The organism is Arthrobacter sp. M4, from assembly GCF_020251205.1.
Taxonomy (GTDB): Bacteria; Actinomycetota; Actinomycetes; order Actinomycetales; family Micrococcaceae; genus Arthrobacter.
Genome location: NZ_JAIWYX010000025.1, coordinates 1 through 14,668, shown reverse-complemented (window position 1 = coordinate 14,668; position 14,668 = coordinate 1). Strand labels below are relative to the sequence as shown.

At 65.0% G+C, this 14,668-nt stretch carries 18 protein-coding genes; 8 read left to right on the top strand and 10 right to left on the bottom strand.

The features are described from left to right. Positions 1-4: 4 nt before the first annotated feature. The 6 genes from LD110_RS21965 to LD110_RS21940 are packed head-to-tail and all read right to left on the bottom strand — an operon-like array spanning position 5 to position 3,107. On the bottom strand, positions 5-325 hold the full coding sequence (locus LD110_RS21965; protein ID WP_021474428.1) for a TrbC/VirB2 family protein: 321 nt from the start codon (positions 323-325) through the stop codon (positions 5-7). Next, entirely contained in the window at positions 322-804 is a 483-nt protein-coding gene (locus LD110_RS21960; protein WP_225502065.1) for a hypothetical protein, read from the bottom strand. Before LD110_RS21960 ends, LD110_RS21965 begins: the two co-directional genes overlap by 4 nt. Beyond that, positions 804-1,328 carry a hypothetical protein gene (locus LD110_RS21955; protein WP_225502064.1) on the bottom strand — a complete coding sequence of 175 codons (525 nt, stop codon included), beginning with the start codon at positions 1,326-1,328 and terminating at the stop codon, positions 804-806. The genes LD110_RS21960 and LD110_RS21955 overlap by 1 nt, the downstream gene beginning before the upstream one ends. A gap of 11 nt (positions 1,329-1,339) precedes the next feature. Further along, positions 1,340-2,410 (bottom strand): CHAP domain-containing protein, encoded by a 1,071-nt coding sequence (locus tag LD110_RS21950; RefSeq protein WP_225502063.1) that lies wholly within the window; start codon positions 2,408-2,410, stop codon positions 1,340-1,342. Beyond that, positions 2,407-2,679 carry a hypothetical protein gene (locus tag LD110_RS21945; protein WP_225502062.1) on the bottom strand — a complete coding sequence of 91 codons (273 nt, stop codon included), beginning with the start codon at positions 2,677-2,679 and terminating at the stop codon, positions 2,407-2,409. Before LD110_RS21945 ends, LD110_RS21950 begins: the two co-directional genes overlap by 4 nt. Then, complete coding sequence (locus LD110_RS21940) at positions 2,676-3,107, bottom strand: hypothetical protein (protein WP_225502061.1); 432 nt, start codon at positions 3,105-3,107, stop codon at positions 2,676-2,678. The genes LD110_RS21945 and LD110_RS21940 overlap by 4 nt, the downstream gene beginning before the upstream one ends. Positions 3,108-3,368: 261 nt before the next feature. Between LD110_RS21940 and LD110_RS21935 the strand changes: the two genes are divergently transcribed. The 3 genes from LD110_RS21935 to LD110_RS21925 all read left to right on the top strand — a co-directional run bounded on the left by LD110_RS21935 (position 3,369) and on the right by LD110_RS21925 (position 5,481). Continuing rightward, positions 3,369-3,692, top strand: a complete 324-nt coding sequence (locus LD110_RS21935) for a helix-turn-helix transcriptional regulator (protein WP_225502060.1) — start codon at positions 3,369-3,371, stop codon at positions 3,690-3,692. A gap of 59 nt (positions 3,693-3,751) precedes the next feature. Then, positions 3,752-3,985: a hypothetical protein gene (locus tag LD110_RS21930; protein WP_225502059.1), complete on the top strand. Its 234-nt coding sequence runs from the start codon at positions 3,752-3,754 to the stop codon at positions 3,983-3,985. Between the two features lie 146 nt (positions 3,986-4,131). Continuing rightward, complete coding sequence (locus LD110_RS21925; RefSeq protein ID WP_225502058.1) at positions 4,132-5,481, top strand: hypothetical protein; 1,350 nt, start codon at positions 4,132-4,134, stop codon at positions 5,479-5,481. 44 nt (positions 5,482-5,525) lie between these two features. Here LD110_RS21925 and LD110_RS21920 read toward each other — a convergent pair whose 3' ends face one another. The 3 genes from LD110_RS21920 to LD110_RS21910 form a co-directional block, all read right to left on the bottom strand. Beyond that, on the bottom strand, positions 5,526-8,492 hold the full coding sequence (locus LD110_RS21920; protein ID WP_225502057.1) for a Tn3 family transposase: 2,967 nt from the start codon (positions 8,490-8,492) through the stop codon (positions 5,526-5,528). A 75-nt stretch (positions 8,493-8,567) separates the two neighbouring features. Then, a complete protein-coding gene (locus tag LD110_RS21915; protein WP_225502056.1) occupies positions 8,568-9,140 on the bottom strand; it encodes a recombinase family protein in 573 nt (190 codons plus the stop codon). Positions 9,141-9,320: 180 nt separating this feature from the next. Next, positions 9,321-9,710, bottom strand: a complete 390-nt coding sequence (locus LD110_RS21910; protein WP_225502055.1) for a heavy metal-responsive transcriptional regulator — start codon at positions 9,708-9,710, stop codon at positions 9,321-9,323. 105 nt (positions 9,711-9,815) lie between these two features. On the opposite strand from LD110_RS21910, the gene merA reads away from it, so the two are divergent. From merA to LD110_RS21885, 5 genes are read left to right on the top strand one after another with little or no spacing between them, the layout of a single operon-like run. After that, entirely contained in the window at positions 9,816-11,246 is a 1,431-nt protein-coding gene (merA, locus tag LD110_RS21905) for a mercury(II) reductase (protein ID WP_225502054.1), read from the top strand. A 35-nt stretch (positions 11,247-11,281) separates the two neighbouring features. Continuing rightward, a complete protein-coding gene (gene merB, locus LD110_RS21900; RefSeq protein ID WP_225502053.1) occupies positions 11,282-11,944 on the top strand; it encodes an organomercurial lyase MerB in 663 nt (220 codons plus the stop codon). A 24-nt stretch (positions 11,945-11,968) separates the two neighbouring features. After that, positions 11,969-12,322 carry a hypothetical protein gene (locus LD110_RS21895; protein ID WP_225502052.1) on the top strand — a complete coding sequence of 118 codons (354 nt, stop codon included), beginning with the start codon at positions 11,969-11,971 and terminating at the stop codon, positions 12,320-12,322. Continuing rightward, positions 12,319-12,855 (top strand): TlpA family protein disulfide reductase, encoded by a 537-nt coding sequence (locus LD110_RS21890; RefSeq protein WP_225502051.1) that lies wholly within the window; start codon positions 12,319-12,321, stop codon positions 12,853-12,855. The genes LD110_RS21895 and LD110_RS21890 overlap by 4 nt, the downstream gene beginning before the upstream one ends. Further along, a complete protein-coding gene (locus LD110_RS21885; RefSeq protein WP_225502050.1) occupies positions 12,852-13,802 on the top strand; it encodes a cytochrome c biogenesis CcdA family protein in 951 nt (316 codons plus the stop codon). Before LD110_RS21890 ends, LD110_RS21885 begins: the two co-directional genes overlap by 4 nt. A 193-nt stretch (positions 13,803-13,995) precedes the next feature. On the opposite strand, the gene LD110_RS21880 is transcribed toward LD110_RS21885, so the two are convergent. Then, positions 13,996-14,409, bottom strand: coding sequence for a helix-turn-helix domain-containing protein (locus LD110_RS21880; RefSeq protein ID WP_225502049.1), 414 nt, complete (start codon positions 14,407-14,409; stop codon positions 13,996-13,998). Between the last annotated feature and the right edge of the window lie 259 nt (positions 14,410-14,668).

The following is a 14,668-nucleotide window of genomic DNA, read 5'->3' as shown; positions in this document are numbered from 1 at the left end:
TCCCTTATCCGTTGAGCGTGTTCACGCAGGCAGTGTTGCCGGACGGGATGAACACGGCCGCGATACCGGCAGCAGCGGCAACCAGGACGACGCCGCCGATCCACCACCCAAGGCCTTTGAGCATTTCGCCGCCGTCACCGCGTTTGTGCTGGAAGAACATGCCGATGCCGATCATGATCAGGGCCACCACGGCCAGTCCTGCACCAATCAGGGTGCACCAGAACTTGGCCGTGTCCAGAGCGGTGGTTACCTGAGTCGGCATGCACAACGGTGCGGCCGGAACCCTGATGATGACCTCTGCCTTCAAACTTTCGAACGTGCTCATTTATCGTTTCCTTTCTCGGTTTCTACGATTCCTCGGGGCACCCTCACACGGGCGTCAGCCAGTCGATCCCTGACCCTTTGGACGGGTTTGGCAATCGAAGCCGCCACGGACCTTGGATCTTCCAGGCCCCGAAGCTTGACCATCCACGGCACCTCGACCACCGGCACCACGGATGAAAGAACTTTGATCCCGCGGGTAGCCGCGGGAAGGGCGTGGCCTGGGGCGTCTGCAACGACCAGGACCGCCCGGATACGGCCAACACCGTGTGTCCCGATGAGTGTCTTGGTGGCATTCAGCGCCGCGGGCGTTGCCCGGCACACTGCAACCACGGATTCCTCCTCGGGCATCACGAGTCCGTGATCGGCACCGTCGAGGAGTGCCGCCCACGTGGACGTTCCTGCACCGGGATGCACGCCCACGAACACGTCGCCGGGCACCTTGAACGTCCCGGCCGGGAACAGCCACTCAGTTGCGTTCATCAGATGGCCTCCAAAGGCAGCACGTTTGAGGCCAGCCACGGCGCACCAGCGGAGGCACGGGTCATGATGACCACCCACTCCCCCGCGTTGGTGGTGAACTTGACCCGCACTTGGTGGCCGTCAGGAACGTCTGACGGCAGCTCGGACCCTGCGGAGGTGACCGTGCGGGCCTTCAAACGAGGCGGTTGAATGTACTGAGCGTCCTGGGCATACGCCGTGGTGATCAGTGGTGCCAATGCCCGGAACCACTCCTCTTTGGACTTGCTCGTGTCCGTGTAGGCGGTCATCACTTTCACCGCTGCTTCGATGGCCTCTTCCTTGGCCGTGGCATCGGCGGCCAGAGACGGAGGGCCGGTGTGCTCGGCTTGGGGTACGTCCTGGCACGACACGATGCACGACACGGAGGGATCCGGCGCAGGTGCCGTGCTCTGCTGATCGGCGACCGGGGATCCGCCCCAGCACCCGGAAAGCATGAGGACGACCGCCCCGGCAGCAATTGCCGTGGCAGCCTTCTTCTTGTTCATCAGGTTTTCCATCACATTGCCGCTCTCTCGAACTGTTCCCGAGTCGGGAGATACAGGTATCCGGCAGGAGTGCTCGGATTGATCGTCATCGTGTAGTAAGCGCCGTTTGGCGGGATGCCGAAGTTGTAGCCCTCTTCGATCACTTTTCCGTCCGCTGTGATTTCCTTGACCACGGCCACATGCCCGTACTGGCCCGTGTTGTACCAGACAATGGCTCCCACTTTGGGGGTCTTGCTGATCGTCCAGCCCGCCCGGGACCAGGCGTTGCCCCAGGTGTTCGCATTGCCCGGGCCGAGCTGGGAGGAGCTGACCGGTTGGAGGCCGAGCTGCTGGCTGAGCCGCCACCAGGCGAAGTCCGTGCAGTTCCGGTAGGCCAAGCGAGTCACAGGGTTATTGGCGTTGTGCTCAGCACCCTTCCATGGGTAGTCATCACCGGACCCGGAAGAGCCGGCCGCGAAACCGCCCGTAGTGCAACCGCCGGTCCCGGCCTTGATCTTCCCGGCCGTGACAGCTTCAAGAACCTCCCTCGCTGCGGGGATGAACTTGGTGTAACCAGCCGGGCTGTAATTGCCCTGCACCCGGTGGGCGGCCACGTCCGGAGACAGACTCTCCCAGCCCGGAAGCTTCATCAGGGCCTTGAAGAACGTCGCTGCGGCCTTTGTCGGGTCCGTAACGTCCGCTTTGGTGCCCCACGGGTTCCCGGGAAGGCACCATTGCTGCTGGAACAGGCCCAGGCTGCACGTAAGGGAACCGTCAGGGTTGGTGACCCCGTGAATGTCGTCGCCGTAGTTCAGGTTCTTCAGGCTGGACTCGCCCATGGCGGTCATGACGCCGACCAACAGGCCATCAGCCGAGACGTTCAGCTGTTGTCCGGCCTTGACTACAGCGGCAGCGTTAGCCAGCTGCTCCCCCGCGTACCCGGCAACATTGCCGCCCGGCACGCTAACGGTCACGGTCCCCGAAGGACCGCATGCGGCAAGAGCGCCTTCCTTGCCGCCTGAGCCGAGCATCATCACCAGGACAAGCAGCGGAACCATGATGGCCGCGAAAACGGCGGCCCCGGCTCCTGCCCCGCCCTTCATCGACGCCACCACCGGGCAGCTGCCGGAACGTCTGCGGGTGGTTCCGTGACGGAACCATCAACGCCAAGCACCAGGTCCAGCGTGAGGTCACCATCGGTGACCTGTACCGGCCACGGACCGGGAGCGGAGACCACGGACGCGACATATGCCATCACAAATGAGGGCACGGAAGATCCGGCAGGGACCACCACCGGGCGGCCGTTCACAGACCACATCGGCCCCACCATGTGCGCTACCTCAACCACTGACACAACTCCTCTGTCGCTCACGCCAATACCTTCGCTTTCCGGACCCAGGAATCGGCCAGCCACAAAGTGCCAGCCGCTTCCACGGTCAGAACCACGTCAGGACGGCGGACACGCAACACGATCCCCGGACGGGCGTCCGGGAAAACTGCAGCCGCTGGGTCGCTCGTCACCAGTCCCGCACGCACAAGGGCATCGAGGACTTCCCCCAGGGACTCGCCCAGCCCGGTTCGACGGGCAAGCTCGGCGTCATACGTCACGCAGGCCGCGCGCCCTTCCACGAACTCGCGTTCGTCCATCAGCTCCAAGAGTTCTGCAAGCAGGGTTCGCTGACTTGCAGGGACAGCAAGGCCGTCAACCCACGAGCGGAAAGCCTCACGCTCACGAGCCGCACGCTCCCGCAGGGTTGCGTCCATCGGCCACGACGTGCCGAACGGCAGCAAATTCTTCAACCTGTCCTCCCCCTGGAACATCGTTTCAATACCTAACCAGCGGACACCGACAAAGATGACGGATTATCCATTCGATGGACCGCGCCATTGTCCCTGTATTTCCGCGGAAACGCTTGTCACACGGACTCATTGAGACGAATGACTCATCAACGGCCATACGCGCGCTTCCCACTGTCCGATTTATTTTCCCTCTTGCAGCAGACTATCCTATTAAGTTAGTCAGTGGAAAGCTAAGAATGCCGAATACGACAGAATGAAGGGATGCCCCGCTATGTCCAACCTTCCAAGCCCATTCCCGACTGGGCTTCGGACGTGATCAACGTCCTTGGAATCAATCCGCTACGGATTGAGATACTTCGCCACCTCGCGCACAACCCCGAGGGCGGAACCTCGGGAGACATCGGCAGGGCTATTGGCGCCGGATACAAGACCGTCGCTTGGCATTTGCGCCAATTGGAAGAGCTCGGAGCCGTTGAGTCGGACGCAGGCGAGAGCCGCCAGGGCCAGCGTGTTGTGTACCAACTCAAGGAATCCGCCTTTGATGACGCCTTGGCTGGCGTGGAGAAGTACGTCAAAGGAAATTAAGTCCGACACGCCCGCTCCAAACCGCGCCCATGCATGCGTGCTGTGGCAGGTTAAAGCTCATGAGCACGCTAAAAGGACATGACCGACACCCCGACGGGGTTGCTACCGTGCCCTTGCAGGGCCGGGTACTGCCTGAACACCGCGAAGCGTTCAACGCCGCGGCGAGGGCTTCCAAGCTCTCTGTGAACCTCTACATGGATTCACTGATTCAGTACCTCGAAGAGCATGGAGGCCTCCCCCTGCTCTCCAAGCCCAAGCCCCAAGCTGAGGAGCTGCCTATTCAGGCCGCTTAAAGGAAGAAGACCCGCACTAGGCGGGTCTTCCGAATCCTTCCATCACCGCGAGTTTTGGCGAACGGACCGGCGATGGATACCAGAACCTTCCCGCGAGGGACGGTCCCTTTGTGTCCCCTTCAAACTGAAAGGATCTTGTCCCCCTTATGGTACCGGACCTTGCACCGGCGTCAACGCACGTCCAGGCCCGAGTTTCCACCTGCAACCCCACAAATACGGGCACCCCGCATATCCCCGGCTACGTGGCTGTACAGGGGTTGCCCGGCGTGTGGAAGCAGCGCGATCCGGCCCAGCTGGGCGAGCACTCCAAACGCACGGAGGCCCCCCGGCGCCTGAACCGGCTGGTGGAACGGGACGAGGAAAACGTCCTGCGCGCCGTCCCCGAGGGCAGCTGCGCTCTGACCACCGACTTTGACTGGCTCGAAGCCATCCGCCATCATCCCAAACTCGCTTGGCGCAGAACTGACTTCCGCCGAAACCTCCTCGCCGTAGCGGAGCTTCTTCTCCAGGGCTTTGACTTCAACAGCCACACCGTGACCCCGGGCAACGCCTATCTGTTGGCCGTGGCCGGCATCGGCAAAGGCACCCTGGGCCGCATCAAACGCTGGCTGATCCGCTACGGCTTCCTCGCCGTCGTCGCTGGCGGCCGCTCAGCGATCTACACACCCAAGAACTGCATGGGCGCATCCAACCTGCACAAGGACGGCGAACGGGAAGAACGCATGGCAGACCGCGCCGTCTACGTCCTCTGCCGTCCCGCCACCGAAGAGGAGCTGGCCAGGTTCGGTGAAGAGGAAGTCCAGCGCATGGATTTCAAGTGCAAGCTGGACCCGATCCTGACGATGTTCGGGTTGGCTGTGGACATAAATGGCAACCCTAACCTCTCCAAAGGAAAAACCGCCCCCAAGAGCATAAAGGCGTGGGCTTCGCCCACACTGAAAGCCTATTTTGAGGCGACAACTAAGTGGGTAGCTGAGATGGCGGCCGCTCGTACAGATCTGCAATGGCCACTTGACCGGACGACAGGCGCCCAGGACGAGGCAACCCGATCCTTCAATGAGTTGCAAGCGGCCCGAACCGTCCAATGGCACTCACCGCCACTGCGTAAGCTCCGCTCCCGCCACCTCGCGCGGATCCTGGCACCATTTTTCCGCGCCGACTACACCCCCAGCGATATCCTGCACGCCCTCGACACCAAACCGGACGGCACCGAGCACCGCCACGACGGTTTTGACGGTGCTCTCAACCTCCCCGCACTTCTCCAAGGCAGACTCAACCATTGGCGCGTCAACGGCCAGCCCGTCCACAGCCGCAGCCAACGAGCTGCCCAGCGCTCCCGGGTCGCCAAAGCCCAAGCTGAGGCCGCGATCCAGCGGATCCAAAAGGAAGCGGCCGAACACCGTCCGGCACCCTCGCGCCAGTCCTGGCGAACCAGGTTCGCGGACGACTACCAACGAGGAGTCCAAGAAGCTGCCGCACGCGGCACCACGCGCTGACACCCAATGTGGGGGTGCCTTGTGAAAAAGTGAAATATCCGACGCTAAGGTTTCGCCGGGCGTCGTAGGGGTCTGTATTTGCCGGGTTTGATCTGGTTGGCGCGGGGCCAGGTGTAGTCGCCGGTGAGGTTGATGTGTTCCCAGCCCAGGGGTGAGAGGAACCGCAGCAGGTCAGGGTCTGTGGCGTTCCCGTCCTTGTTGAGGGTGGTGATGGTGCGGTCGAGGTAGACCGTGTTCCAGAGAATAATGGCCGAGGTAAGAAGGTTCAGCCCGCTGGCGCGGTAGCGCTGTTGTTCAAAGGAACGGTCGCGGATTTCGCCGAGGCGGTTGAAGAAGACGGCCCTGGCGAGGGTGTTCCGGGCCTCGCCCTTGTTCAGGCCGGCCGTGACCTTGCGGCGCAGGCCGGGGTCCTGGAGCCAGTCCAGAAGGAAAAGGGTCCGTTCCAGTCTTCCCAGCTCCCGCAGCGCGAGGGCGAGCCCGTTCTGGCGGGGGTAGGCGCCGAGTTTTCGCATCATCAGGGATGCGGTCACGGTGCCGGTCTTAATGGACGCGGCGAGGCGGAGGACCTCGTCCCAATGCAGGGCAATCATTTTCGTGTTGATGGTCCCGCCGATCAGCGGCGCCAACGTGGAAAGTCCCGGATCGCTGCTGGGTGTGTATAGACGGGTGTCACCAATGTTGCGGATCCGTGGCGCGAACCGGTACCCGAGCAGGTGCATGAGAGCGAAGAGGTGGTCGGTGAATCCGGCCGTGTCGGTGTAGTGCTCCTGAATTTGCAGTTCGGACTCGTGGTAGAGCAGCCCGTCCAGGACGTAGGTCGCATCTCGGTCACCTACGTTGACGAGTTTGCTGTGGAAGGGCGAGTACTGATCCGAGACATGTGTGTAAACGAGCCGGCCGGGCTCGGCACCGTATTTCGGGTTCACGTGACCGGTGGATTCGGCTTTGCTGCCGGCGCGGAACCGCTGCCCATCCGAGGAGGAAGCGGTGCCGTCTCCCCATTGCGCGGCGAAGGGGTGGCCGTGCTGGGTGTTCACCAGTTCCGCCAGGGCGGCACTGTAGGTTTCGTCTCGGATGTAGGAGGCTTGGTGGCGGTCCAGCTGGGCGTAGCTGACGCCGGTGCAAGACTCGGCCATTTTCGTCAGGCCCAGATTGATCCCGTCAGCCAAGATTGCAGTCAGAAGCAGTTGCTTGTCCTTGGAGGGCTGGCCGGATTTGAGGCTGGTGAAATGGCGGGTGAACCCGGTCCAGGTGTCGACTTCCATCAGCAGGTCGGTGATCCGGATCCGCGGAAACATGGCGCTGGCCTGGTCGATCAGTGGTTGCGCGTGAGCGGGGACGATCGTCTCCAGTGGGGTGATTTTCACGCCCTTGTCGGTGACCAGCACCCCGGGCAGCTCATCGCGGGATGCCAGCGCGTTGACTTCCTTCAGCCGTTCCTGGAGGAGGCGAAGCCTGTCTTCGAGGTACCCTGCGCTTCCGTCGGCCGTGATCAGCGGTAGCTTCCCGGCGTTCTTTTTGCCGACGTAGTCGGCGCCTGCGAGAAGGTAGTCATCGAAGTCGCGGAATTGGCGGGAACCGGTGACCCACATGTCTCCGGACCGCAGCGCGTTCTTGAGTTCCGCGAGGGCACAGAACTCGTAGAAGCCCCGGTCCAGGCCGGTCTCGGTGAAGACCAGCGGCTTCCACCGGGGCCGGATGAAGGAGATGGGCGCGTCGTCGGGGACCTTCCGGGCGCCAGTGGCGTTCAGGGTGCGGATGACATTGATGGCGGACAGCAGGTCCTGTGCCGCGGGGGCTGCATGGAGATCAAGGACGGCAAGGAACGCCGGGGTGTAGCGGCGCAGCGTGGTGAAGTGGGCGCTGACGAGGGTGAGGTGGTCCTCGAGGGCCGGTCGGGTCAGTTCCTTGGCCTGGGCGATGCTTTCGGCCAGGGATTCCCAGCCGATGGCCGTTTCGATCGCTGCGAAGGGATCTTCACCGTTTTCCTTGGCCTCGATCAGGGCTTCACCGAGCCTGGAGTGAAGACGCATCATGTCCGCGACGGTGGAACGGGATGCCAGGGTGGTCTGGTTTTGCTTGTTCTGTGCGGTCCGGATGAGCCGGCCGATGATCCGGTCGTGCAGATCGATGATCTCGTCGGTGACGGTTGCCATGCTTTCGGTGGCCATGGCAAAGAGGGTCGCGTACCTGCGTGCGGGCTCGAACCTGGCCAGATCCGCCGCGGTCATGGATGCGCCCTCGCGTGCCAGCTTCAACAGCCTGTTCCGGTGAACCAGCCGGCCCGCAGCCCAGGGCAGGTCAAGCGCACGCCAGGTGGTGAGCCGGTCGATGTGCTCATTCATCGCCCGTGCGTTGGGGCGCAGCGGTGCCTGCCGCAGCCAGCCGATTTCCGTCAGGGGACTGTCCGGGCGGCGGCGCAGCAGCCCGTCGAGGCGCTGCCGGTGGCCTACGGATAGCTGCTCACCCAAGGTGGCGTAGATTCGCCGATTCGCCCGAGTCAGCGCCTGCGCACAGGCCTTTTCAATAGTCCCGATCCCGGGCAACGCGACCTTCTGTGCCTGCAGGAAGTCCCTCGCGCTTTCGGCCAGGAGCAGGCCCTTGTCCGTTTGCGCAGCCACATCACTGACGTGCTCCACGAGCCGGCGGAAGTCTGCGATCCCGAACGCGGTCATGCCCAGATACGCGCGGATCTCCCTTCCGTGCTCCTGCCGCGTTTCCTCACGTTTCCCGTAGTCTGCCCACGCCTCGGCGGGGACGGCCAGACGGGAGGCCAGCCAGGAAACCAGCTCCGGGGGCACCTCGGTATCGTCGGCCAGCGCGATTCCCGGGTGACGCAGCAAAGACAGCTGGATAACAAAGCCCAACCTGTTCGCGTCCCCGCGGCGTTGCCGGATCAGCGACATGTCGGCATCGCTGGGCGTGTAGTGGGCTTCAAGGTCGTCCGTTTCGGTGGGCATTGCCAGAATCTGGCCGCGCTCGGCCGCCGTGAGCAGGGAACGCAAGGCCACCTTAGATCTCCTTTGCCGCTACGTTGCCGCCCCACCGAGACGCCATCATTAGCTGCCGCAGCGGACGGCCACCGCTCATGGTTTCGCCAGGTGCCGGTAGATGGTGGGCCGGGTGACCCCGAATTCCCGGGCGATGTGCTCGACGGTATGCGCCCGTTTCCCGTCGGGGCCCTTTTCTTCATACATTTCGCGGGCCAGCCTGACCTGGCGGGGACCGAGTTTTGGTTTCTGCCCCCCAGTCCGGCCCCGCGCACGGGCCGCGGCCAGACCGTCACGGGTTCGTTCGGACATCAGGGCGTGTTCGAACTCGGCGATCGAGCCGAGGATCTGGAAGAACATCCGGCCCAGGGGGGTCGAGGTATCGATGCTCTGGTCCAGGACGACCAGGTCCACACCGCGCTCCTGCAGCGTCTTGGACAGGTCGATGAGGTGTTCCAGCGACCGGCCGAGCCGGTCGAGCTTGGTGACGACCAGCTGGTCTCCTTCCCTGTTAGCAGAGAGCAGGGCCTTGTCGAGTTCGGGCCTGCGTGCCAACTTCCCCGAGGCCGTGTCGAGAAAAATCTGCTCGCAGCCGGCAGCGGTGAGGGCATCGTGCTGGGCCTCGGGGTGCTGATCGCGCGTGGAGACCCGTCCGTATCCGATTCGCATCACCAAAACGTATCACCAACCCTGTTGGACGTTACACAGGCGCGTACACGGAAAGCATTACAGAATGGGTCCCGGGTTTCCGCGACTCTTCAAACATGCCTTTAAGTGTCTCGCGAACGATCGTTACCGGGCATCGCGCAGGTTGGCGGATATTCGACGAATTCCACCCCATCAGGCGGCTTAGAGGTAGCGGCAGACCTCGTCTGCGGGGCAGGCCTCAGGTTCAGGTTCGGCTGCCTGTGCGGAAAGCTGGGAGATCGTTTCCCTGAGGGCCAGGAGCTCGGTGATCTGGGCATCAAGCTCTGTCAACCGCTGCCCGAGCAAATCCCGGACGTGTGAGCACGGCGTCTGGCCGAGTTCGCGGATTTTCAGGATCTGCCTGATCTGGGCGAGGGTGAGTCCCGCGGCCTGGCCGCGGTGGATGAACGCGATCCGGCCCACGATGTCTTCTGAGTAGTCACGGTAACCCGAGGCGGTGCGTCCGGCCGGCGGGAGCAGCCCCTCTGCTTCGTAGAACCGCAGGGTCTTGGTCGTGGTCCCGGTTGTTTCTGCGACCTGCCCGATCTTCATCTTCGCCGCTCTCCCACCTGCAATACATCGACTTGACCTTCCACTGTACTGGAAGGTTCATGATGGTTCCATAGGAACTTTCAAGTCACGGGGAAGGACGACGGGATGGGCAACGACCGGTTCGATCTGGCGATCATCGGTTCCGGTGGTGCGGCGTTTGCGGCCGCGATCCGGGCGACGGGGCTTGGCAAGCGGGTGGTGATGGTTGAGCGCGGCACCGTGGGAGGGACCTGTGTGAACACCGGGTGTGTGCCGTCGAAGGCGCTCCTGGCTGCCGCGGACGCCCGCCACGTCGCGTTGGACGCGGCCCGCTTCCCCGGCGTCAGGGCCTCGGCCGAAGCCGTGGACATGCCGGCCCTCATCGAGGGCAAGGCTGCGCTTGTTGAAAGCATGCGGACGGAGAAGTACGTCGATCTGGCCGCGGACTATGGCTGGGCCATGCTCCAGGGGGACGCAGAGTTCATGGGAAGCCAGGACACGCCTCTGCTTCGGATCACGACACCGGGCGGTGCCGTTGAGACGATCGAGGCCGGACACTACCTCGTGGCCACGGGCTCCACACCATGGGCGCCGCCCGTTCCTGGACTGGCCGAGACCGGGTACCTGACCTCGACGACGGCGATGGAACTGGACGAGGTGCCCGAAACCATGCTCATCCTGGGTGGGGGCTATGTTGCCTTGGAGCAGGCACAGCTTTTCTCCCGCCTTGGCTCCCGGGTCACCATGCTGGTCCGCTCCCGGTTGACCTCCCAAGAGGAACCGGAAGTATCCAAGGCGTTGGCCGGAGTCTTCGCGGATGAGGGGATCCGGGTGATCCGGCGGGCCACCGTGGACTCGGTGAACCTCGATGAGGCCACCGGCGGAGTCATCGCCACCGCATCCGTGGCCGGGGGCAAAGAAGTGTTCCGGGCCTCCCGGCTGCTCGTGGCCACGGGCCGCCGGCCCGTCACCGAAGGGCTGAACCTTGACGCCGTCGGGGTGAAGACCGGCACGTCCGGCGAAATCGTGGTCGACTCGCGTCTGGCCAGCTCCAACCCGCGCGTCTGGGCCGCCGGGGACGTGACCGGCCACCGCGAGTTCGTCTACGTGGCCGCGGCCCACGGCGCCCTGGCCGTGGAGAACGCCTTCACCGACGCCGTGGCCGAGGTCGACTACCGGCACCTGCCCCGGGTGACCTTCACTAGCCCGGCCGTGGGTGCCGTCGGGATGACAGAGCAGGATGCGGTCGCTGCCGGGATACGCTGCGACTGCCGGGTCCTGCCCCTGCACTATGTCCCGAGGGCGCTGGTCAACCGCGACACCCGCGGCTTCATCAAGGTCGTCGCGGACCGTGACACCGGCAGGATCCTGGGCCTCACCGCCGTGGCCAAGGACGCAGGGGAACTCGCCGCCGCCGGCGTCTACCTGCTCCAGGCGGGCATGACCACCGCGCAGGTCGCCGGCATGTGGAGCCCCTACCTGACCATGGCCGAGGGCATCAGGATCGCCTGTAAAGCCTTCACCACGGATGTCTCCAAACTCTCCTGCTGCGCTTAAAACGGGGCATCCTCCACCTGAAGAAAGGAAACACCATGACCACCACAGCCCGCCAGGACCCCACCTATCTGCTCTCCCCGTCCAGGTCCGGGATCGACCCTGGACTGTTCGTGCCTTTGCTGAGGCTCCTGGCCGAAGGTGAGCCCGTCACGGTGGCCGAGCTGGCCACGGCCAGCGGACGGAGCGAAGACACGGTGAGGCAGGGACTGGCCGCCGTCCCGGACACCGAATACGACGAGGACGGCCGCATCCTCGGCCTGGGCCTCACACTCCGCCCCACACCACACCGCTACACCGTGGCCGGCGAGCAGCTCTACACCTGGTGCGCCCTGGACACCCTCATCTTCCCGGCCCTCATCGGGAAGGCCGTGACGATAGAGTCGACCTCCCCGGGCAGCGGGACCCTTATCCGTGTCACGACGGCCCCGGACGGCGCGGTCACGTCCGTGCAGCCGCCCACCGCCGTCGTGTCCCTCGTCAACCCCGCAGGGGCGGGACCGGTCCGGTCCTCGTTCTGCAACCAGGTCCACTACTTCGCCTCCCGCGAGGACGCCCGGACCTGGCTGGAAACCCACCCCGGCGGCGAAGTCCTGGACATCGAAGCAGCACACCGGGCCGGCGCGGCCATCGCAGCCTCCATGCTCTCGAACACGACTGCCCCGGCCCCGGATGCACGGCACGACTGCTGCGCACTCTGACACCTGAACACCGGAGACCCGCACATGAACGCACCTGATCGAGACCCCGCCCGGCAGACCGGGCGCCCGGGGAGAGAACACACGCTGGCCGCCGGAATCGGCGTCGCAGCGGCCATGATCCTGTGCTGCGCAGGACCCGTCCTCATCGCCACCGGCGCCCTGGGCGCCATCGCCGGATTCTTCTCCAACCCCCTCGTGCTGCTCGCGGCCGCCGCGCTGCTGCTGACCGGGATCGCCGCCGTCATCAGGCAGCGACGGCGCCAGCGAACCGAAGACTGCTGCCCCCCGGCCTTCCCCGACCACCCCCAGGCCGACAGCGGCACGGCACCGCCCGCGGCTCCTGCCCCCTTGCCTGGAAAGGACCCCCAGACACCATGACCCGCCCCCGCCGGCTCCTGCCCACTTCCCGGCCCAGGCACGTCTTCTCAGCCCTGCTCCTGGCGGCGGCACTGGCGCTGACCACAGCCTGCGGCAACCAACAGAGCCCCGGCACTTCAGCGACAGAGGCGTCCACTGCTGTCACGGTCACGGACATTGACGGCAATACCCGCACGATCCCGGCAGGCAAGCCGGCGGCCCTGTTCTTCTTCTCCGTCGGGTGCGGCGAGTGCGTCGGAGGGGCCAAGTCACTGAGCAAGGCCGCCGAGGCCCTGGGAAGCTCGGCAGACTACCTCCTGGTGGACATGGACCCCAAGGAACCCAAAACGACCGTCGACGGGTTCCGCGACTACATCAAAGCACCCGGCCTCCCGTCCGCCATCGACACCGGGGCCGCACTGACCACACGGTACCGCGTCACCTCCCTGAGCACCCTCGTCGTAGTGGACGCGAACGGGAACGTCACGTTCCGGGCGACCGACCCGTCAGCGGAACAGATCCAGGCCGAGCTCACAAAGGCCGGCACCCGATGACAGCCCTGCTCGCATTGGCATTCGCTGCGGGGATGCTCGCCCCGGTAAACCCCTGCGGGTTCGCGCTCCTGCCCGCATGGATCGCCCAGAGCCTTGGCGACGCCAAGGACCGCCCGCTCCCGCTGCGCCTGGCCCACGGGCTGCGGGCCGGGCTCGCCCTCAGTCTCGGCTTCGCCGGAACCTTGGCAGCCGTCGGGCTGATCGTCAGCGCGGGCGCCAGGGCACTGATCACCGCCGCGCCATGGCTGGGAATGGCTACCGGGGCGCTGCTACTCCTGGTCGGCCTGGCCATGCTCACCGGGCGCACACCACGGCTGAATCTGCCGGCCTGGGCCGCGAAACCACGCATGCACCACACCACAGGGATGGCCCGCATGGTGGCCTTCGGAGCCGGATACGCCGCGGCATCCCTCGCCTGCACCCTCGGGGTGCTCCTGGCCGTGATCGCCCAAGCCCAGGCCGCCGCCAGCTACGCCGGCCTGCTAGCAGTCTTCGCCGCCTACGCAGCAGGCTCGGCCACGATCCTGATGCTTGTTTCGGCAGGAACAGCCATCGCCGGGGCAGCCATCGGGCGTAGGATCACCGGCCTGGCCAAGCACAGCAACAGGATCGCCGCTGCCGTCCTTGTCATGACCGGCGCCTACCTCACCTGGTACTGGTACCCCGCCGCCACCGGCGGGACCGCACCGGCCAACGGCCTCGCCGCATGGTCAGCCGCCGCCAGCGCCTGGATCAGCGACAACACCACCTTGATCGCAGCTCTCGCGGCAGCCGCCGTGCTCGCATCAGCACTGGCAGCCCTAAACCGGCGACTCCGAATCAAGCAGGGAGACCCGCCAACGAAAGCAATCCCCGAACCGGTCAAGGAAACCGACTGCTGCCCACCAACCCCAGACGAGGCCACGGCAGACACGGACAGGGCCAGTCGGCCCGGGAACATCTCGTAGCCTGGCACGACGGAACCCGGCCACTGATCAACCGACCGCAGCGCCGCACCGTGGAAGCGTGGCTGTGCTTTGTTGCTGTCAAACGTCCCTGCGATCGTCAGGATCAAGCACCAGCGGCCGCCATCAAGATCCTGGCGCAGGGCGCCGACCTCATCAAGCTGGCCCCGCGGCAAGGGCGCCAGTGTCGTCGGCTTCACGTCCCGGTTCGGCCCAGGCTTCGGCGCGCAGCTGCGCGCCGGGCCATCAACCGCAGCGCGGCAACGTCCTGGATCGTGATCCTGCCCCGGCCTTGGCGGACGATGCCTTGAGATGAGAAGTCGGTGAGGGTCTTGCTGGTCGCTTCGCGGTGGCGTCCAGAAGCCCGACGATTTGTTCGCCGGACCGGCCGGTTCTGCCCGAACCTGCCGGTCTGTGCGGTCCCGGCGAGGCCGAGCAGGGTGGAGGCCACGCGGGCGGCCAAGGGGAGCAGCGCCAGATCGGCCAGCCGTTCCTCGAGCCGTACGACCTGCTCCTCGGCACCGAGCCGGCAGATCTCCGAGTCCTCGATCGCTTCGGCGTAGTCGCGCCAGTGGCCAAGCCGCGGGAACGAATCCTGGCCGCCCGGCAAAACCCTAGCGTTGGATATTTTACTTTTTCACAAGCCGCCCCAATGTGGACCGCTTTGAGATTCATCCTCCGGTCTCCACCGGCCCACAGTGGGGACAGCGCAACGGGTGAGTTTCCCATGGTCCAAGCCGTGGCGTTGCCGTCTCCCCTGCCGTCCAGGGCTGGGTTTTTTCAGCCGGGACGACACACACCTGGTGCGCGGGGCCGGGCTCCGGCAGGCACAGGAACCATGACGCCGCGGCCGGGTCCTAAGGCGCTCA